We start from the raw sequence: 20704 nt of genomic DNA on the forward strand, positions 1-20704 counted from the left end.
GACTTACAGGGCAAGGAAATTGCCAAGTTTCAGTTACAGGGGCATGAAAGTTATGTCACAAGTGCCAGTTTTAGCCCGGATGGGCAGCGCATCCTTACCACTTCCTTGGACAATATAGCGCGGCTGTGGGACTTACAGGGCAAGGAAATTGCTAAGTTACAGGGGCATGAAAGTTATATCACAAGTGCCAGTTTTAGCCCGAATGGGCAGCGCATCCTCACCGCCTCATCTGACAAGACAGCGCGGCTGTGGGACTTACAGGGCAACGAAATTGCCAAGTTACAGGGGCATGAAAGTTATGTCAGAAGTGCCAGTTTTAGCCCGGATGGGCAGCGCATCCTCACCGCCTCATCTGACAAGACAGCGCGGCTGTGGGACTTACAGGGCAAGGAAATTGCCAAGTTCCAAGGGCGTGATGGTGGGGTCATAAGTGCCAGTTTTAGCCGCGATGGGCAGCACATCCTCAGCGCCTCCTTGGACAAAACAAGGCGAGTTGTGTTTATTTATGCGTGGAATGTGGAAAGCTTGGAGCAATTACTAGCACGGGGTTGTCGGTGGTTGCATAACTATTTAATTTATGCGCCTAATTTGAGTAATAGCGATAAGCAGCTTTGCAAGAAGAAGTGATCAGGGGGCTAGTACCGCAAGGCGGAAATCAAAAGGAGCCAGTGCGTTGGGCGGCTCTGCCGACTTGAAGCAACTGGCGTTCAAAAGTCAAAAGTCAAAAGTTTTGTATATCAAGGCTTTTGCAAGTTTTAAAATGGTAGCTTGATTTACGCCGCGCTGTACTAGACTGCTGTAATGCTCAGTTTAAATGTAGAGCCAAAGGCGTAGGCATAGTCCGTTGTAGACATCGCTTGGTCAAAAAGAAATGCGATGTCTACGACGGGCGTAGCTGCGGCAATTATTAGAGGATGTTTTAAAAGTCCTCTTGTCGGTAGCAAAACGTTCTAGATCCCTCTAAATCCCCCTTAAAAAGGGGGACTTTGATCCGGTTCCCCCCTTTTTAAGGGGGGCTAGGGGGGATCAATAAGTGCCTAAAATCACAGCCAACCACTTTTAAAACATCCTCTAAACTCGGTGTTTCGAGTTCCGAACACAAACGACCGAGCAAAAAGGTCGAACTTCCGAGTTCCGAACACGAATGGTCGAGCAAAAAGGTCGAACTTCCGAGTTCCGAACACCAATGACCGAGCAAAAAGGTCGAACTTCCGAGTTCCGAACACCAATGACCGAGCAAAAAGGTCGAAGTTTCAAGTTCTGAACATGAATGGCCAAGCAAAAAGGTGGAAGTTCCGAGTTATGAACACGAATGGCCGAGCAAAAAGGTCGAAGTTCCGAGTTAAACCTCCGGTTCCACTCCCAGCGCTTTTAACTGAGCGGCTAATCTCTCTGCACGCTGGCGTTCTTGTTGTGCACGCTGTTGAGCAGCGTTTTTCTCTTGCCGTTCTTTTGCTGTTAACTCCAAACCCCACAGTAATAATTCGCCCTTATCATCCCACCAACGCAACCAATAACCTGTGCGGTTTTCTCGGCTTCCTTGCCATACGCCTAAAAACAAGTTCATTTCGACAATCCAGTGACGATTATTCGCATCCGGTGTTTGCAGTTCATAATGTCCTAAATCATCTCGCCGATAAACTTCTAACTCTCCTTGCTCTGGTTCAAAAATGGCATAGTTTGGCACTTGTAAAATCTGCTCATAATAAAACCATTTACCTGGGGGATAGGTCGGTTTACTAGAATACTCTCCACCTTCGGTATCCGAGAGAAATTCCATCACAATTACGGGAATATCACCTTGGAGTCGTGGCGTATAACTGCGCTTTACTTCTTCTCGTGAGACTCGAATAGATGATACATATCCCCAATCTGTTGCTTTGACCACAAATTGATTATTTAAAGTGGCGCAGATACCGTAGTTAGTGATGGTTAAAGCATTGGCAGGTAATCTGCCAGCAAGTTCCAAGCTTTCTGTTAAAGGCGCAGCCAAGAGTGGCTGATTAATGTTATCCACTGGCTCGTTGTCTAAAACAAAATCATCAGGTAACTTTTCCCAGGTGACATCATGGGTGGCTGCATTGGCTAGCATGATCAGAATATCTCAAGTACAACTTCAATTTAAAACAGTACGATTGTTCTACTATAAACCGATTAAAGATAGTATTATTAAGGACTGTTTCATAGGAAACTCCCTCTTCGCCGCCCAATATGTCAGACAAACAGCTAGCAGCATCCTTGAACGGACATCTTCCCTACCCCAGCCACAACAGCCAGAATACCATTCGGATTCGGGGTGCTAGGCAGCATAATCTGAAAAATATTGACTTGGAATTGCCACGCGATCGCCTGATTGTATTCACTGGCGTTTCTGGTTCTGGTAAGTCTTCCCTCGCCTTTGATACCATTTTCGCTGAAGGGCAACGTCGCTATGTGGAATCCCTCAGCGCCTACGCACGGCAATTTCTAGGACAGTTGGATAAGCCGGATGTAGAGGCGATTGAAGGCTTAAGTCCAGCAATTTCCATTGACCAAAAGTCAACGTCTCATAACCCCCGTTCCACCGTGGGTACAGTGACGGAGATTTACGACTATTTGCGACTGTTGTTTGGTCGGGCTGGCGAACCCCATTGTCCGATATGCGATCGCTGTATTGCACCTCAGACAATTGATGAGATGTGCGATCGGATTATGGAATTACCAGAACGCACCCGCTTCCAAATCCTAGCACCCGTTGTTCGAGGGAAAAAAGGCACACACCGTAAGCTTTTGTCAAGTCTGGCATCCCAAGGTTTTGTCCGCGTGCGAATCAATGGCGAGATCCGCGAACTGTCAGATTCAATTGAATTGGATAAAAATTTTACCCACAGCATCGAAGTGGTAATTGACCGCTTGGTGAAAAAGGCTGATATTCAGGAGCGTTTGGTTGATTCCCTGTCTACGTGTCTCAAACAATCGGGTGGTATTGCGGCGATTCTTGTGAGTCTACTTGGTGACGACGGACAAGAAAAAGAAGAAGAATTAGTATTTTCGGAAAACTTTGCTTGTCCAGAACATGGGGCGGTGATGGAGGAACTATCGCCGCGATTGTTCTCGTTTAACTCACCTTATGGTGCTTGTCCGCACTGTCATGGAATCGGAACTTTAAGAAGATTTGCGCCAGACTTGATAGTACCCGACCCGGAAGCGCCAATTTATGCTGCGATCGCGCCTTGGTCAGAAAAAGATAATTCTTATTATTTGGAATTACTCTATAGCATCGGGCAGGCTCATGGGTTTGAATTACAGACAAATTGGAGCAAGCTGACAGGAGAACAGCAGCAGATTATTCTGTATGGAGAGAATGAAGAAGTCAGCACAAAAGCACAAAAAACCCAAAATTTTAAAGGTGCTATTCCAATTTTGCAACGGCAGTATGAGGGTGGTTCTGAGTTAATTAAGCAAAAATTAGAGCAGTATTTAATTGATCAACCGTGTGAGGTTTGTAAGGGAAAACGGTTAAAACCGGAAGCCTTGGCGGTGAAGTTGGGACAATATGGAATTTTAGAATTAACTACCGTATCAATTCGAGATTGTCGAGAGAGAATTGATCAATTCAAGTTGAGCGATCGCCAGTTGCAAATTGCTGATTTAGTCCTAAGAGAAATTAAAGCTAGATTGCAATTTTTGTTGGATGTAGGTTTAGATTACCTCACCCTTGACCGTCCAGCCATGACCCTTTCTGGTGGCGAAGCCCAACGAATTCGTTTAGCAACGCAAATTGGTTCTGGTTTAACAGGAGTTCTCTACGTTTTAGATGAACCGAGTATTGGATTGCATCAACGAGATAATGGCAGGTTACTCAAAACTTTAACTAAATTACGCGATTTGGGTAATACATTAATTGTCGTTGAACATGATGAAGAAACAATTCGTGCAGCTAACTACATAGTTGATATTGGCCCTGGTGCAGGAATTCACGGTGGAAATATTGTCGCCCAAGGTGATTTTCAGGCGTTATTAGCAGCAGAAGATTCCTTGACGGGTGCTTATTTATCAGGAAGGCGAGTAATTACCACACCAGCAGAACGTCGAGAAGGAAATGGGCGCAGTTTGATCATAAAAAATGCCCATCGCAACAATTTAAGAAATATAGATGTAGAAATTCCATTAGGTAAACTTGTCTCCATCACAGGTGTGTCTGGTTCTGGCAAATCTACCCTGATTAACGAGTTACTGTACCCATCTCTGCAACACCATTTAACTAAGAAAGTTCCCTTACCGAGACATTTGGAGAAAATTCAGGGATTAAATGCGATTGATAAAGCGATCGTCATCGATCAATCTCCCATTGGACGCACACCACGTTCAAACCCTGCAACTTACACAGGAATTTTTGATGCCATTCGGGATGTATTTTCCCAAACAGTAGAAGCTAAAGCTAGGGGTTACAAACCTGGACAATTTTCTTTCAACGTTAAAGGTGGACGTTGCGAAGCTTGTAGCGGACAGGGTGTGAATGTTATTGAAATGAACTTTCTCCCAGATGTTTACGTGCAATGCGAAATTTGTAAAGGTGCAAGATATAACCGCGAAACTTTACAAGTGAAGTACAAAGATAAGTCTATTTCTGATGTTCTGAGAATGACAGTTGAGGAAAGTTTAGACTTTTTTCAAAATATTCCCAAAGCGATCGCGCGTTTGCAAACTTTATTTGATGTCGGGTTGGGTTATGTCCAACTAGGACAACCTGCGACTACTTTATCTGGTGGTGAAGCGCAACGGGTAAAATTGGCAACAGAACTATCTCGACGCGCCACAGGTAAGACACTTTATTTAATAGATGAACCGACAACAGGCTTATCTTTTTACGATGTCCACAAATTGTTGGATGTGTTGCAACGATTGGTAGATAAAGGTAATTCAATATTAGTAATTGAACACAACTTAGATGTAATTCGCTGTTCAGACTGGGTGATAGATTTGGGGCCAGAAGGTGGCGATAAAGGTGGAGAATTGATTGCTGTGGGTACACCGGAGGAAGTTGCAAAAAATCCCAGGTCTTATACTGGGCAATATTTAAAGCAGGTGTTGAAACAATATCCGGCGATGAAGTCTTAGTCTTTTCCAAGTAGGGTGTATTACATAAAACTAAGCATCCTATCTCTAAATTTTCTCTCTAGTTTGAGACTATTTAATTTTTAACTGTTGAATTGCAATATGGGTGAGTCAACTGTGCATTATCTAAATTACCCAAGCCACCATCTTGTTTTCTTGTTTTGTGATCTATAGATATAGAGTGGCTATGGAGATAGCCACCACAAATTTTACATCTTTGAATTTTAGGTAAAGCATCTCTAATAAAAGCTGCGGCTTTAGTTTCTCGTGAAAAAGTTTTACTTTGAGTTTCACTTGTGTTTACTCTAGCTTTCATTTTTAATGAACCAAAAGTTTTCTCGGCTACTATCTCCTTTATAATATTTTTTTTATCTACACCTTGTGTTAATTTTTCAACTATTGTCAAATAAAAATCTTTAACCTTTTCTCGTGCCTTGACTGCACTACTTTTACTTACAATTTGTGGAACTATATCATCATGTTGCCAAATCAGAAATTCAAAATCTTTTCTGCATTTTATAAATTTATCATAAGATTTAGTTTTTCCTAGATGTAATACCAAGCTAACAACACCATAAAATGAACCTATCCTATATCGGCTATCGTAAGTATAGAAATATACAAGTGGATGAAGTCCGAGAGATGAAGGATCATTAGTATTTATTCTTTGGGCTAATTTTTGACAATTCGTTAAGAATTTTACAGTATTTTCTCCTGTTGAATCATCATTTAAATCCAGTTCATTTTCTACTTCTATATTGTTAACTATATTGACAAATTCTAAGATAAATTCATTTTTCTGTGAAGTTGATAGATTTCCTACCATTGGAACGTCTGTAGTTTTCATAGGATTTTTAAGCTTAGGCTCAAAAATAAGTTGATGTATTTCTTGAGCTAGTTTTTCAATTTTATCTTGTTTCTCTTGTGAGAACTCTGACCAATATTTATGACCATTACCACTTCTCATAATTGCACGAGCAGCAACGCCATTAGGTTTATTCCTAGCTTTTAATAAACGCATTTCAGTTGGACTAATAGGTGCTGCTTTTTGGTTAATATTGAAAAATGAATCTGCTGCTTTAGATGCATTACCACCAACCCACTGAAGTTGGATACCTAGACTGCCCAAATTCCTTGCTCTCTCAAGCGTTTTTTGATCTATTTTATCTAGATGCTGTGTTGATAATTCATAATCCTGGTAGGAGCCTATCTTATTCTTAATTAGTTTCCTAACCTCCTGAGCAGTATTTTTTTCTTCTTCTGTGATGTATCCATCATAAAATTTATTAGAAATATTTTTATCGCCATAATCATCATTTATCCAGGCTATTAAAGCACTTAGCCTATGTGAGCCATCAATTACGAAAAAATAACCACTATCACTTCTCCAAAGAATAACGGCTGGTATTAAATCTCCATCTAAAAAACTTTCAATAAAATCACATATTTTCTGAGCATCCCACTCATTCGTTTCTCGTTAAAAATCGGGTTTTCGTAAAAATGGATAGAAAAAATCTTTTTGCTCTAAATTACGAATTTGTATCATAGGAATATTATTGAGTATAATTTGAGCTTGCTGTCCTTGAACCTCAAATGCTTCTCTAGGTATAAGTGCATCTAGGCTAACTTTTGGGCTATCTTTTGGCATATCAAGTGGCTCTTGAGTTCTTTATACTTATTATAAGTATATATAACATTTTAGTTAAAAATCGTACAATTAAAATTTTAATTTATCAATATAATAGCCAGAAGCTTTCATAGGAATTAAGTTGGGCGAAATAAATGATCGCCTAATGTATCTGAACTAGGTTTTACTTAAAAAGCGATCACTTATTCTAAAAGAAACAAACTTGTGTCAACGTGCAAAAACTTTCCCAAAGCCTGAGCTTGTTCTTTCGTGATTTCTAACTCGCCATTAATGATTTTAGTAACAATCTTGCTCGAACCAAGAATTTTTACCAAATTAGATTGTTCCAAACTCCTAGCTTCCATCAAATGCTTAAGTCTTGACCGAGGTGTTGAAACATTAAGCTGATAGTGTTTTTCTTCAAAATCCTCAATCAGTTTTACCAATAATTCCAACAAAGCATCTTCTTCAGAAGTCAGATGGGAACGAGAAAGCAGTTCTTCAACAGGTTCTAAAAACTTTTCGTTTTCGTCTTCTGTCTTAATAATCCGAGGTTGATATTGAGACAGCAATTGGCTGTAAATGTCTGAGTTAAAAGTAAGGGTCATTTTTCCAATAGCTAATTAGCCATATCTCCCGTTTGCCAAAACTGCTTTAAAATTTCCCCTGGTTTGCGATCCCATGTGTCGATATGCTCGTATATTAAATTATCTTGGTTGAGTTTATATGTTGAATAGCCATTAAAAAGTAAACCTGCTTTCCAGGGAACGCGTAACACTCCCCGCACTGTCCACTTTGCTAAAATCGTGTCTTCGGTTGACTGATAAACTTCATGCACATCAAAGTAAATTTGGGTAAAAAATAGCCGAGCGTGAAATCGCAATGTCCAAAAGATAATGCGATAGTTAAATTTATATTTGAATGTATTTACTGGGTCTTTAAAGTAGATATCGTCTGTATAAATGTGATATGAAATATCTTTTTCAAAAAGTGTTGGTAAATCCTCTTTTAAAGTTTTAATTACCTGTTCCACCGATAATTGAGATTCCACGCGCATTTTTCCTTAAAAAATCTTTTTTAACAACTGTTGCCAAATTGAAGATGCACTATTATTAATCACACCACCCGCACTCAAATCTGACAGAGTGGGAAATGATGCAGACTTAGCATAAGGCCCATTTCGCAAAACTTTAGCTAGGGTATTGTTATTCTCGCGCAAACCCTCGTAAAAAAAGAATACCTCTCCTTGAATGCCAAGTTGACGATTGTATTCAATTGCCTGCACCAGATATTCTGGACTAATACAATAACTGCCAAGCTTCATCAGAATTCCCGGCGCTAACTTCGGCAGTGTCCCATCTGTAAACTGCTGGTTTACAAGTTTATCAATGATCGCCTGATAACTCCTAAAGTCACGGCGGTAAATCTGCGGCTGAATCATATCAACTATTCCCCGCTTCAGCCATCCGGGCGAGTCTTGCAGATATTCCCGGAATGCCCAATTATGAATATTAGGTGCGATCGCTACTAATAAATTAGGATTCACCGCTTTCACCTCCCGATAGAGACGCGCCAAAAACTCAGTGAGAATATCTGCACGCCACTGTAACCATTGTCTGTCTTTGGGGTTCTGTGGTGGATTGTGATTGAATTGCTGATGATAACGTCCTACAGTTACTTGATCATAGCCACCTTCACAGGGTAATGCTGGAAAGCGATCGTCACCTTGAACACCATCCACATCATAATTTTTTACAACTTCCAGCACCAAATTCAACAAGAATTCCTGTACCTGTGGGTCGAGTGCATTCAACCACTCAAAGCCGTTTTTCTTTAGTAAGTTGCTGTTACAATCACGCGCAGCCCATTCCGGTTTTTTCTGTAGAAGTACACCACCATTCAAATTGTAGGAACTGGCAAAACCGTATTCAAACCAAGGGATGACTTTTAACCCAACTCGCCGCGCCTCAACCACCACTTCTTCTAAAGGGTCGCGACCTACACATAAAGGGTCAATTTCGACTCCAAAGGTTTGCTGCATTGTTTGACTGGGATACTGAGTTACAGCCTTGTTCCAAACAACCGGGAACACCACATTAAATCCTGTCTCGGCCAGGAAATCCATCGCCTCGGCAATGCGTTGCTTTGACCTGAGAACTTTACTATCAGTAGTGGTCAGCCAGATACCACGCGTTTCTATTCTGCTCATTTGTATATCAAATAATTATATTATCCAGCTTGATATAGCAGTCCTAAATCACATGTGAAAACTTCTCTTTCTTCTCTTGGCGGCTTGGCGGCTTGGTGGTTCGTTCATTTCGTTCATTTTCTAGAAATCAGATCGGATTGCTATATATTCTGCTTCTTATGAAACCCTACTGATTTCTTACCAGCATCTACCCAAAGGAAAATTGCAATTTTGAAACTATCTCCTAGCAGATGTTTTGACCAAAACTATTACACATAATGAATATCACCAACAAAAAATACAACCTATGAGTGTAATAGAACTGACTTGGAAACACGATTATATAACTACTAATAGGGTGAAACTACACTACGTCACCCAAGGTGAAGGCCCCTTAATATTGATGTTGCATGGGTTCCCAGAGTTTTGGTACTCTTGGCGGTATCAAATACCAGAATTTGCCCAAGATTTTAAAGTTGTCGCCCTTGATTTGCGTGGCTACAACGATAGTGATAAACCAAATGAGCAATCAGCTTATGTAATGGATGAATTTATCAAAGATATTGAAGGAGTCATTAAAGGATTAGGATACCAAAAATGTGTATTAGTTGGACATGATTGGGGAGGTGCGATCGCTTGGAATTTTGCCTATGCTCACCCCCAAATGCTGGAGGGATTAATTATCCTTAACCTGCCTCATCCTGCTAAATTTGCCCAAGGTTTACGTACTCCCCAACAGTTGCTGCGTAGTTACTACGTATTTGTCTTTCAACTACCGTGGTTACCAGAATTACTTTTACAATCTTTAAACTACCAAGCAATTGAAACAATTTTTAAAGGTATAGCAGTTAACAAGAGTGCTTTCACCAAAGCGGATATTGACGCTTATAAAGATGCTGCGGCAAAACGCGGTGCCCTTACAGCAATGTTGAATTACTACCGCAATATTTTTCAACAGAGAATGCTAAATCCAAATTGGAGCGTTCTGGAAATACCAACACTGATGATTTGGGGAGAAAATGACACTGCACTCGGCAAGGAACTAACCTACGACACCGTAGCCTATGTCAGGGACTTTCAAATCAAGTACATTCCCAATTGTGGTCATTGGGTGCAGCAAGAACAGCCTGAGTTGGTCAATCAGTATATACGAGAATTTCTGAAGACTTAACCTAACAGTATTTGTTAATATGTGATGAAATTAATTGCTCAAGTATAAATATTTATCAAAGTAGGCAAATTATGGCGACTTGTGCAAACTCTTAAAAAGATTTAACAGTGATTTAATACTGGCAGTTTTTTCGGGTTTATCGAGTAAAAATCCCCAAAGATCAGAATTAATTACATTTGTGATTTCATTTTTATCCCTGTTTCATATCACAACTAACTTGTCAAGAGATAGATTGACCTCAGAAAATTTAGTGAGATAATAGAGTTGTGAGGGACAGAACGGACGCAACTTGATTATTAAGGGGGAAAATTATGAAACTCCAGCTATTAGCGGCCATTGCCTTAGCAACTCCCCTATTTTTCGCTAGCTCGGTTAGAGCCGAAAATCCGCAGGACTTACAAAAGCTGCTTTCAACTGGGGAATGTACCCATTGTGATCTATCGGGAGCTAACCTCAGTGGCGCTCATTTAATTGGTGCTGACTTGAGAGGCTCAAAGCTTCAAGGAGCCAACCTTGTAGGGGCTAACCTTGAAGGTGCTGACTTAACGGGTGCAAACTTGGCAGGTGCTAATCTAACATCAGCTTATGTAAGCAATGTGAATTTGAAGCAAACCAATCTCAACAGGGTAAATTTTACTCGCGCTACCATTCACGATTCTAATGTGTATAAAGCATCAATGAATGATCTCAATCTTACTGATGCCGAAATATTCAACACTGGAATCGGGATTGGTGGAGAAGATGCTGAAATTCCCGATTGGAAATAGGTTCAACTGATTAGGCAGGTTAAAATAAACACAACATGGGTTTTTGCGGGTTTTAAATCAGAGAAACTGGTTTTTTGCCAGCATTATCCTTAAAATCTGCCTATACAAAAATAAAAAATGAACCCCTTCTGCCTTGTAATCACTTTACTATGACGAAAGCAGAGGGGGTTTCTTATTGGGATTGAGCCAATATCCACGTAAATAATGATCCTCCTTAACCCTCTTTAAAAAGGAGAGAACTAGAGCAAGCTTTTTTAACGCCTTGTGATTACCAACATCTTTATAAAGTGATTGTGTAATCAAATCAGCAGCCCAACACATATGCTGTAATCTCAACCAACCCCGCCATAAGGTCTACCAGGTTGGCAAACCATCTCCAGCTAAGGATTGTTTGCAAAGATTTGATGCCAGTAAAGACGTTGCAATGCAACGTCCCTACAGAGGTGTTGTTTAGTTTACAGCAGCACTGACTAAACCATTGTGCCTGAGCAAAGCGATCGTACTTGGTTCACGACCCCGGAAAGTTTTAAACACCTCCATTGGATGCTGACCACCACCTAATGACAGCACCGTATCCCGATAACGCCGACCTGTAGCTTTTATAGCTTCTTCATCTTCTAGCCCAGCTTCTTCAAAAGCGGCAAAAGCATCGGCGCTCAGTACCTCGGCCCATTTGTAACTGTAGTAGCCTGCTGCATAACCACCCTCAAAAATATGTCCAAAAGCACATAAAATTGAATCCTCTGGAAGTGGTGGTAAAACGGTAGTATTCTTGGCTATGCGATGACGCACATCTGACGGAGTTTCATTACTACCAGGGCGATAGCGATAGTGTAGTTCTAAATCAAGACTGCTCAGGTGGATCTGCCGCAACATACCAGTACCACTCATATAATTACGCGCCGCTAGCAGCTTTTGATAATAATGCTCCGGTAGGGCTTCACCAGTTTCGTAATGCTTCGCCATTCCAAACAAAGTGGGTCGCTCATAGCACCAGTTTTCCATAAACTGACTAGGTAGTTCCACTGCATCCCACTCCACGTTATTGATGCCTGCGGCTGCGGGATAGTCAACTTTAGTAAGCAGATGCTGCAATCCATGACCAAACTCGTGGAACAAAGTCTCTACTTCATAGAAAGTCATCAAACTAGGTTTACCATCTACGGGAGGACTTTGATTACACACCAAATAAGCTACAGGTAAGCGGATGGCAGTGACACCATTTTCAGTGATTTTGGCCCGATTGATGCACACATCCATCCAAGCACCACCGCGTTTCTCGGCTGGACGGCTGTAAGGGTCTAAGTAGAAGTAGGCTATGGGAGAACCAGTTTCGTTAGCAATTTGGAAATAACGGACATCCTCATGCCATACTGGCGCTTGACCATCGGCAGAGGTGACAGTAACGCCAAATAGCCGCTTGACTAGTCCAAATAAGCCGTCTAACACTTGGGGAAGGGGGAAGTAGGGACGCAATTCTTCAGAGGTAAAGGCAAATTTTGCTTCTCGTTGGCGTTCTGCCCAAAAGCTGATATCCCAGTGTTTTAAGTCCGTAGCTTCTGCTGCTCCCTCTGCCGCGGCAAAAGCTTTGAGTTCTGCCAAGTCTTTGACAGCAGCATCATAACTAGCGCGGCGTAGTTCTTCTAACAGGGCGTTGACTGCCTCAACGTTGGGAGCCATTTTACTAGCCAGGCTCAATTGGGCAAAACTTTTAAAGCCTAGTATATCTGCGAGTTCTTGGCGCAACTTTAAAATGCGCTCAATTAAGGGGTTGTTATCCAAATCGCCACCAGAAGCGCGAGTGATATGAGCTTTGTAGAGCTTTTGGCGCAAATCTCGACGGGTGCTGTGCTGCATGAAAGGGCCGTAACTGGGGAAGTCTAAAGTAATCCGCCAGGGGCCATTTTCTGGTGTGGCGTTATTTTCCCCAGCTGCACGAGCACCTTGGGCTGCTAAACTCACTAAGCTTGGTGGTAAACCATCAATTTCCGCTTGTGTTGTTAGGGTTAAGCTGAAGGCTTTAGTAGCATCAAGTACATGGTTAGAGAATTTGGTAGAAAGTTCTGCTAACTCCATTTGTATGGCGTTGAAACGCTCTCTTGCCTCTCCTTCTAAGCCAACACCAGAAAGTTCTGCATCTCGAATGGCGGCTTCTACAATGCGCTGTTGGGCTAATTCTAAAGTTGCCCAATTATTACTAGCGCGGAGTGCCTTAAAGGCATTGTAGATCGGTTGGCTTTGACCGAGCTTGTTGATAAACTGTACGACTAGTGGCTGTACGATTTCATGAGCTTCGCGCAGTTCTGGGCTATTTTTAACACCCATTAAATGATTTACCGCCCCCCAACTCCAGGTAAGCCGTTCTGTGAGCTTTTCTAAGGGTTCTACTAAACCACTCCAAGTAGGCTGTACACTAGCCTCCAAGGTGGCAAGCTGCTGGTCAAGTTCTGCCAGCAACTGATTGAAGGCTGGTACTACTCGTTCTGGTTTAATCTCTGCAAAGGGAGGTAAACCAATGCCTTGGAGTAACGGGTTGTCGAAAATAATGGTACTTGCACTCATGATTTTGTGTGAACTGCGGACGAATAAAAATCATTGTTGATTTTTATATATATATCTTCTAATGTAGCGATCGCTGTGCTATTTAGTCTTGCAATTCTGACAAAATGGCAAAAAAACCGAGAATTACTTATAAAATAATCCTGATACAGCTATTCTGTTTGGTTTCAATACCTGATAAACGACAGTCCCAGAAATATCAGCGAAAGTCTCTGAGATAATAAGCTGCGCTTGCAAATAGAGGGGCAACTGATTGGTTTTTATCGAGAAGACACTGGGGAAAAGTTGCTGATTCCAGAGGAGTTGGCAGAGGCGCTCAAACAGGAAAGATTGAAAGAACAATTGCGTAGACGAGAAGCGGCTTGTCGTTAGACATCGCTTGGTGTTGACCTTGATACTATTTAGCGATAGAGAATGCGATCGCCTTTGCTCGGTGCTTCGCATGATCGCAGAGTGCATTCACCTACCTCAACTTCACCAAAGGCGATCGCTAAAAGACATGATAATATACTATGTCAAACAGGTAGCTCGTCCGCCAGCATGGGCGTTACCCTGAAAGCGCAGTTTCAGCCCCAGAATCCCACGCTTTCAAGACGTGAGAGTGTCCAATTAACTTAGCGTGAGCCAGCGTCCTTGCCGAACTCAGAAGGGAAGCTCTATATTTATGATTTTATTTGGCAACTCATCTTTTTACTCGTAAAATCGAAGACAAGATCAAGGTCAGTAAAAAAGAGTCCCTAAATTAATGAGTACGTTAATCAGTCAGGGTGGAAGAGCTATCACTAAATTTCAGATGATAGATCGGATAAACGATATCGCTTGGCAAGCTCACCAAGGTAGCGTTGCTGCGATTATTCAGCTATTGAACGAAAAGCTAGCCAAGTGTGGTGTCAGAACTAGAGCCATTTTTTCTGATGGTGTCTTACAACTTCTGTGCGAGGCGGCTAGGGTAGAGCAACTTGAGCAATCTCCCCTCGTAGAACAAATCCAGCAAATTCTTGAATCCATCGCCCCGCGTTACATTCGCCGAGTCAATATCAATAGTCGGATTGTTCGGGAACAACAATTACTTTGGTTAAAGGAAATAGAAAGCGATCGCGATAACCAATTGCTTTGGTCACATGAAATTACATTAATTCAGCCTAATATTGTAAAGCAACTAATTAAAGATTTTGCAGAAGCTCAAGCTGAACTAGGAAAACCAAATTTTCCTAAAACTTCAGTCTCTCGTCCTTTAGTACTTATTAACAAAGAAAAACACAAAAATAAACCTAAAACACAAATATTAGCAGCGGCTGGTTTATGCTCACTGTTGTTGCTTAGTTGGCTTGTTTACGCCCAGTTAGGTAATCAACTGAAAAACCTAATGCAACTAGAAACTTCCAAATCTTTAACTACAGAAAATACTAACGATAAAAAAGCCCAAATACCATCCCATGCTGCTAACAATAGCCTTTCTGAGCTATCTGATGACCCATTTCCAATATCTGTGCGAATTGCAAATCTTGCTTCTGTATCTGGTAAAACAGCCACAACTTCAACTCAGTGGTTAGAGATAGCTGCTAAGTGGCAACGGGCTTCAGATTTAATGGGCACGGTGCCACAAAACCACAGCCGTTATCGGGAAGCTAAAATTCGGACTGAACTATATAAGAAATATAGTGAGGCGGCGCAGAAAGAAGCAGATAAGAGTAAATCTTAGTTCTTTCTTATTGGAACACCTCGATCACTGATTAGTATTTTAGCAGTGGTAAATGGATTATTTATTTTATTTACTTCTCGCACTTCACTTAAGCGCGTAAAACGAATTTCAATATGTCACCGCTTCGATTATAGCTGACGCTTTTCTTGGGGAATGGGAGCAAATTCCCCACTTAGTAATATTAATTGTGCCGCAGAATAGGTGCGAAATTGAACTCCTGGCATCTTATTTTGTTGCTGGATTTTCAGCAGTTCTTTAACGCTATTTGCAAGTCCCTTAACTTACAGGACTTACGTAAAAAGGCAGTGATAGCCTTGATTTAGCGTAGAGGCAATTCATGAATTGCCTCTACATTTCGTACTTGATGCGTAAGTCCTAATACCATTTCTTTGTGAGGCTGCGCCAAATTTTCTTTCTTTCTTCGTGTCCTTCTCTACGAGACGCTACGCGAATGCGCCCTTTGCGGTTCGTTTCTCATATAGTTTGGCGCATCTTCATACACAATTGGTATTAAACCCATTGATAGCATGGATTTCAGTCCACTTAAGTCCACTAAGGCTATCAGCCAATAAATTTATTTCTTGGCTGGAGATTGAGCAGGTGCAAGATATTAAGTTAACTCAAGAGTTCTCCTGTTTCTTGCAGGGAATGCAAGCGGCGGTAAATACCCTCGTGACGCAAGAGTTCATCGTGGCTACCTACTTCTACAATCTTTCCTTGCTCCAGAACCACAATTTTATCTGCTTCTCGCACTGTGCTTAGACGGTGGGCAATGACGATGGTGGTGCAAGTGCCCTGAATCGATCGCATTGCTAGCTGAATTGAACGTTCAGACTCATAATCTAAGCTAGAGGTGGCTTCGTCAAAAACCAACACGTCTGGTTGCACTAGCAACGCTCTGGCAATTCCCAAGCGTTGTCTTTGTCCTCCAGATAACCTGACGCCTCGTTCCCCCACGACGGTGTAATAACCTTGGGGCAAGTGCTGCACTACTTCATCGACTCTGGCAATTCTACAGGCTTCTTGAACCTGCTCCAAACTGGCATCCGGTCTGCCGTAGGTGAGATTATCCAATATAGTACCGTTAAAAACGTCTACTTCTTGGTGAACGATCGCTAGCCTCCGTCTATACTTACTCACATCCAAAGTGCGAATATCTTGACCATCAATCAGAATTTGACCTTCTTGAGGTTCAAAATATCGCAACAGCAACTTCACTAAAGTAGACTTACCAGAACCGGAACGCCCCACTAATGCCACTGTTTGGTATGGCTCAATCAACAAGTTGATATCTTGCAAAACTTGACGGTTGGCATCATATCTAAAACTGACGTGCGACAACTCAACTTTCCCAGTGAAACTATAGGCTGATGTACTTTCTTCTAAACTGACTGCATCTACCCCTGTTGGTTGCTGCATAAATTCGTGATACCCCAACATTGAGGCATAACGACGAGCAAAAATCTCAGCCAGGTTGCTGATGGGTTCCAACTCGGCATAAGCCATGCTGGAAACTGTTAAAGTGGTGATAAAGTGTCCTAAAGAAATCTGACCTTTTAGTGTAGCTACAAGGGTCAAACCTAGCACTGTCAACACACAAACCTGAATGATTGTCGTTCTGAAAGTACTCAGCTTGATGTAACCAAGATGGATGCGGAAAACTACTACTTTCAACTCTCGGTTAAGCCTTTGGTTTTGCCGTTTGAGTTCTAGCGCTTCTGTTGCAAATGCTTTAACTGTTTTGATGTTGGTAATAATTTCTGAGTTGCGGCTTTGTGTATTTTCCATGTATTTATCTAGACGTCGTTCTCGTTCCATCAGTTGGTTTAAATTTCTGAGGGTAAAGCGGAGAATGACTATGAGCGAAATCAGAAAGAATATGGCAATGCGCCACTCAATCAACAAGATAATTACAAAAATTCCCAATATTCGCAATAGCTTGGGAATTAATTGTCCGCCAATTTCTGGATAAGCCCAGGTATGATTTTCTAAACCTCTAGAAATTTTTCCGGCAATCCGTCCTGGGTTATTTTCATCGTAAAATTCTAAAGGGAGAGTGAGTATTTTTATTACCGTCTTTGTGAAGTTATCTCGTCGGGTACGTAAAGCAATATCCCAATGAAACCACCAAGTTGACCAGATTTGAATCGGCGCTCTGGCAACGGTTACTAAGAAGATTATACTCATTAGCACCCCTAACGATAGTAATCGATTTTGTGGTAGTTGCGTGAGGTTGCTAATTGCAGCGATCGCATTCTCTATGGGACGATCTAGGGGTTGTCCCGAAAGTACGTTTAAAATTTGCCCTGTGGCATAGGGCACCACCAAATCAATTATTTCAAAAACGCTAGCTGCGGTAATACTGAAAATTATCAGCGCTCGATAGCGATCGTAGTATTTGAGAATATCTCTAAATTTTGCCATGATGCACACTGCCCAAGGGCGCGATCGAGAACTTGGAATTTTTATATTACAGTCGTATTACAGAGTAGTTAAGGGTTATACGTTTAAATCACTACTTTGAAGTAGTAGGTATTTGTGCAGGGACAAATTCTAGGCGATAGCGATAGAGAGCAACTGGTCGAGAACCAGCCTTAAAGTAATCTGGATCTTGGGGTGAAAGATAGACAGCAGTAATTTGATCTGCCTCAATCGCCGGATTAGCTGTTGGAAGTTTATGATAAGCGGTGGTAGATTCTACAGAATTGAAATAGGGGCGTGAACCGCCTTTGAATAGTTGTTGAAACACTTCTGTGGTGATGAATTTGTCATCAGGAGTAGTTTCTATAGCCCGTGCAGTCACAATGGAAACTAGTTGGCGACTGCTACGCAAGAACGTAATCTGACGATTAGGCGAATCTGGATCTACTTTGACTAATAACACCGCTTCATCCCCTAAATAAGCCCGTGCCAAATTTAAGCTATTAAACGCTCTATCTGCTACTAAAATTGGGGATTTATTATCTATCTGAGGAAATATTTTTAACCCAGGAACATGTGGTTGCTCTTTCACAAATCTTACTACAAAACTCACAGGCTGATTTAATTGTCGGCGATTACCTTCAAACCCTGGCGTTACGATATCTGGTGCTAAAGGCGCAACTAAATCTACCAACGTACTCGTAACTTGCCAAGAACCAGCCATCCATTCAGGGTAGATCAAATCACCCGCAGCCGATTGCACTGAAGTTAATTTTTCCCATTGGGGAAAATTTGCTAACCGTTCAGACAACTCTCCTGCAAGAGCTTCGCTACCCCACAATAGGAATAAAACCAGCAAGCAACAACTCCAAATTACCTTCATTGTATGCATTAGCAGTTTTGTATTTATCGATTAAGAATTAAGTAAGTTTTTGTAAAAAATTAAAAGTTTCTAGTAAGTGGTTTAACGCTCAAGTGCTTACTACAAACTAATCACACAGTGTTACTTTTTTTGGATAGTTCAGTTTATTTGCGCCAATTTACTTAATTTATGAGATAATAACAAACTTAAGCTATTGTGTATTATTCTGCTAGCTATTCACCCACAGAATATCGTTTAGTGACTAATTTACCATCACAAGCAGCCAAGATAGTTAAAGATACTTAACCCCACAATCCTAAATTATGGTAACACCATGACGTTAGCATTAGGCATGATTGAAGTTTATGGCGTTCCCACAGCAGTAGAAGCGGGAGATGCCATGTGTAAAGCTGCCCGTATCACCCTTGTTGGTTATGAAAATACTGATTTGGGACGAATTACCGTGTTAATTCGGGGAGTTGTGGGCGAGGTAAATGTGGCGGTGACAGCAGCACTAAAGGCGGTTCTGCGAGTTAACGGTGGCGAGGTGCTTTCTTATCATATTATTCCCCGCCCCCACGAAAATTTAGAATATGTTTTACCGATTCATCGCAGCGTTAATGTCGAGCAGTTCAGTGCAGATATCCGATTTCCTCCACCCCTATCAGTTTAGCTGTATTAAATTTCTGCTGGTAAAGGTTGCCAAATATCTCCATATTGCTCCCGTAAAGCTTGCCAAGCTTCCACCTGTCCGGGTTCATATTCTCCCGGTTTACCCCATTGCAAAAATAGACTTAAAGCAGGCTCCTGTTTCTCATCTAAAAACCGGATGGCATAAGTTGTAAAATTACCCCTCTTCGCTTCACCTGTTTCAAATTTAATTTGAGTAATTTTGTCCATATTCAAGTGAAACTCAAAGCCTTCGGTGTGCATATTCGCGTACTTACCTTTAGGCAATTCTGCATAAAATAACTTTTCTAGCTTCCCCCTTGCTTCTAATACAGCGGCGCTACTAGTCACAATTAGACGCAAAGTTCCAAGAGTCTCGCAAGCTGTTAAAAATTCTTTTAAGGTTGTGGTCATTTGTTATTTGTCCTTTGTTATTTGTCCTTTGTCCTTCGTCCTTCGTCATTTATTAGTTTTTTTACTAATGACCAATGACCAATGACCAATGACTAATGTGCCTATTTTTCGTATTGTTCATAAGCAGTGACAATGCGCTGAACTAAAGGATGGCGCACGACATCTTTTTGAGAAAATTCGCAAAAGGCAATGCCTTCAACGGGTTTTAAAACTTGTAAAGCCACTCCTAAACCCGATTGTTGGTGAAGTGGCAAATCAGTTTGTGTCATGTCGCCTGTAATCACCATCCGAGAACGGAAGCCCAAACGAGTCAAAACCATTTTCATTTGAGCGGGTGTAGTATTTTGAGCTTCATCCACAATTACAAAGGCGTTATTCAGGGTGCGTCCCCGCATATAGGCGAGTGGTGCGACTTCAATCACACCGCGTTCCATTAAACTGGGTACTTTTTCTGGGTCGATGAATTCATAAATAGCATCGTAAAGCGGGCGAAGATAGGGATTAACTTTCTGCTGCAAGTCTCCAGGCAAAAAACCAAGTTTTTCACCGGCTTCGACGGCAGGGCGAGTTAAAATTAGCTTTTCAAACTGGTTAGCAAGGAGCGCTTGCACGGCGACAACAACAGCCAGATAAGTCTTGCCGGTACCAGCAGGCCCAACACCAAAGGTGAGGTCACGCCTACGGAGTGCGTCGATATATTGACGCTGGCGAAAGGTTTTGGCACGGATTTCTTCACCCCGACGACTTTTGGCGAGGACATCTCGCTGTAAATCTTGCAGTTCCCCTTGACGATCGCTATCAATGGCTTGACGGGCTGTTAAAATATCGGCACTGGAGATGGTATTGCCTTTAATCCAAAGGTCTTCAAGCGATCGCACTAATCGAGAAGCCAGATCAATTTGCTCTTGGGTACCAGAAATCACTAATTCCTGTCCGCGTAGCACTAAAATAGCTCCTGTTTGCTGAGATAGGATTTTGAGATTTTCTTCTCCTTCTCCGACAAGAGCGATCGCACTGGGAATATTCGGCAGCTGAATTGTTAAGGCACCTGCCATAGTATTTCTTAATTGGTGAGGATCTATTTTTGACAAAGGTTAATCTTTTCTCGCCAAGGGGGAAATTAAACTTTTATTACTTACATTTTTGAAAAATCTTTGCAACAAATAAATCAGCTGTAGGGGCGTACAGCTGTACGCCCCTACGGGTGAAGAGTCCAAAAAAAGATTC

Annotated in this window: 18 protein-coding genes and 2 pseudogenes; 8 read left to right on the forward strand and 12 right to left on the reverse strand. The window is 41.7% G+C overall.

Annotated features, from left to right (window positions below; translation table 11 throughout):
- Positions 1-627, forward strand: a 627-nt coding sequence (locus V7K85_RS29375; protein ID WP_334819100.1) for a WD40 repeat domain-containing protein, incomplete at its 5' end; no start/stop codon positions are given.
- 161 nt (positions 628-788) lie between these two features.
- Here the strand turns inward: V7K85_RS29375 and V7K85_RS29380 are convergent.
- Entirely contained in the window at positions 789-944 is a 156-nt protein-coding gene (locus tag V7K85_RS29380) for a hypothetical protein (RefSeq protein WP_334819102.1), read from the reverse strand.
- A 398-nt stretch (positions 945-1342) separates the two neighbouring features.
- The gene (locus tag V7K85_RS29385) at positions 1343-2092 is read right to left on the reverse strand and encodes a Uma2 family endonuclease (protein ID WP_334819104.1); all 750 of its coding nucleotides are present in this window, start codon (positions 2090-2092) and stop codon (positions 1343-1345) included.
- 119 nt (positions 2093-2211) lie between these two features.
- Here V7K85_RS29385 and uvrA point away from each other — a divergent pair, with 119 nt between their 5' ends.
- On the forward strand, positions 2212-5100 hold the full coding sequence (gene uvrA, locus V7K85_RS29390) for an excinuclease ABC subunit UvrA (protein ID WP_334819106.1): 2889 nt from the start codon (positions 2212-2214) through the stop codon (positions 5098-5100).
- A 73-nt stretch (positions 5101-5173) separates the two neighbouring features.
- Here uvrA and V7K85_RS29395 read toward each other — a convergent pair.
- The 5 genes and pseudogenes from V7K85_RS29395 to V7K85_RS29420 form a co-directional block, all read right to left on the reverse strand.
- A pseudogene (locus tag V7K85_RS29395) lies at positions 5174-6550 on the reverse strand (HNH endonuclease family protein); the annotation flags it as partial.
- Between the two features lie 24 nt (positions 6551-6574).
- A complete protein-coding gene (locus V7K85_RS29405) occupies positions 6575-6745 on the reverse strand; it encodes a hypothetical protein (protein ID WP_334819108.1) in 171 nt (56 codons plus the stop codon).
- A gap of 182 nt (positions 6746-6927) precedes the next feature.
- Entirely contained in the window at positions 6928-7332 is a 405-nt protein-coding gene (locus tag V7K85_RS29410; RefSeq protein ID WP_334819110.1) for a helix-turn-helix domain-containing protein, read from the reverse strand.
- Between the two features lie 11 nt (positions 7333-7343).
- Complete coding sequence (locus tag V7K85_RS29415; RefSeq protein WP_334819112.1) at positions 7344-7775, reverse strand: DUF2358 domain-containing protein; 432 nt, start codon at positions 7773-7775, stop codon at positions 7344-7346.
- Between the two features lie 12 nt (positions 7776-7787).
- Positions 7788-8933, reverse strand: a complete 1146-nt coding sequence (locus V7K85_RS29420; RefSeq protein WP_334819114.1) for a glycoside hydrolase family 10 protein — start codon at positions 8931-8933, stop codon at positions 7788-7790.
- A gap of 286 nt (positions 8934-9219) precedes the next feature.
- Here V7K85_RS29420 and V7K85_RS29425 point away from each other — a divergent pair, with 286 nt between their 5' ends.
- Both V7K85_RS29425 and V7K85_RS29430 read left to right on the forward strand, forming a co-directional pair.
- Positions 9220-10083, forward strand: coding sequence for an alpha/beta fold hydrolase (locus V7K85_RS29425; RefSeq protein WP_334819116.1), 864 nt, complete (start codon positions 9220-9222; stop codon positions 10081-10083).
- A 311-nt stretch (positions 10084-10394) separates the two neighbouring features.
- A complete protein-coding gene (locus tag V7K85_RS29430; RefSeq protein WP_334819118.1) occupies positions 10395-10850 on the forward strand; it encodes a pentapeptide repeat-containing protein in 456 nt (151 codons plus the stop codon).
- Between the two features lie 450 nt (positions 10851-11300).
- Here the strand turns inward: V7K85_RS29430 and V7K85_RS29435 are convergent, their stop codons facing one another.
- Positions 11301-13412 carry a M3 family metallopeptidase gene (locus tag V7K85_RS29435; protein WP_334819120.1) on the reverse strand — a complete coding sequence of 704 codons (2112 nt, stop codon included), beginning with the start codon at positions 13410-13412 and terminating at the stop codon, positions 11301-11303.
- Positions 13413-13631: 219 nt separating this feature from the next.
- Between V7K85_RS29435 and V7K85_RS29440 the strand changes: the two are divergent.
- From V7K85_RS29440 to V7K85_RS29450, 3 genes and pseudogenes are all read left to right on the forward strand, one after another.
- Positions 13632-13781, forward strand: a pseudogene (locus tag V7K85_RS29440) (Uma2 family endonuclease); the annotation flags it as partial.
- Between the two features lie 19 nt (positions 13782-13800).
- On the forward strand, positions 13801-13965 hold the full coding sequence (locus V7K85_RS29445; RefSeq protein WP_334819121.1) for a hypothetical protein: 165 nt from the start codon (positions 13801-13803) through the stop codon (positions 13963-13965).
- A 189-nt stretch (positions 13966-14154) separates the two neighbouring features.
- Positions 14155-15111, forward strand: coding sequence for a hypothetical protein (locus tag V7K85_RS29450; RefSeq protein ID WP_334819122.1), 957 nt, complete (start codon positions 14155-14157; stop codon positions 15109-15111).
- 615 nt (positions 15112-15726) lie between these two features.
- On the opposite strand, the gene V7K85_RS29455 is transcribed toward V7K85_RS29450, so the two are convergent.
- Together V7K85_RS29455 and V7K85_RS29460 are read right to left on the reverse strand one after the other, a co-directional pair.
- Positions 15727-17535, reverse strand: coding sequence for an ABC transporter ATP-binding protein (locus V7K85_RS29455; protein WP_334819125.1), 1809 nt, complete (start codon positions 17533-17535; stop codon positions 15727-15729).
- A gap of 91 nt (positions 17536-17626) precedes the next feature.
- Positions 17627-18424 (reverse strand): DUF6816 family protein, encoded by a 798-nt coding sequence (locus tag V7K85_RS29460; RefSeq protein ID WP_334819127.1) that lies wholly within the window; start codon positions 18422-18424, stop codon positions 17627-17629.
- A gap of 304 nt (positions 18425-18728) precedes the next feature.
- Between V7K85_RS29460 and V7K85_RS29465 the strand changes: the two genes are divergently transcribed.
- Positions 18729-19067 carry a carbon dioxide-concentrating mechanism protein CcmK gene (locus tag V7K85_RS29465; RefSeq protein ID WP_334819129.1) on the forward strand — a complete coding sequence of 113 codons (339 nt, stop codon included), beginning with the start codon at positions 18729-18731 and terminating at the stop codon, positions 19065-19067.
- A gap of 5 nt (positions 19068-19072) precedes the next feature.
- Here the strand turns inward: V7K85_RS29465 and V7K85_RS29470 are convergent, their stop codons facing one another.
- Entirely contained in the window at positions 19073-19477 is a 405-nt protein-coding gene (locus tag V7K85_RS29470; protein ID WP_334819131.1) for a ChuX/HutX family heme-like substrate-binding protein, read from the reverse strand.
- Between the two features lie 101 nt (positions 19478-19578).
- The gene (locus tag V7K85_RS29475; RefSeq protein WP_334819133.1) at positions 19579-20532 is read right to left on the reverse strand and encodes a PhoH family protein; all 954 of its coding nucleotides are present in this window, start codon (positions 20530-20532) and stop codon (positions 19579-19581) included.
- Positions 20533-20704: the final 172 nt, after the last annotated feature.

The sequence above is a fragment of the Nostoc sp. genome, from assembly GCF_036917615.1.
Lineage (GTDB): Bacteria > Cyanobacteriota > Cyanobacteriia > Cyanobacteriales > Nostocaceae > Nostoc.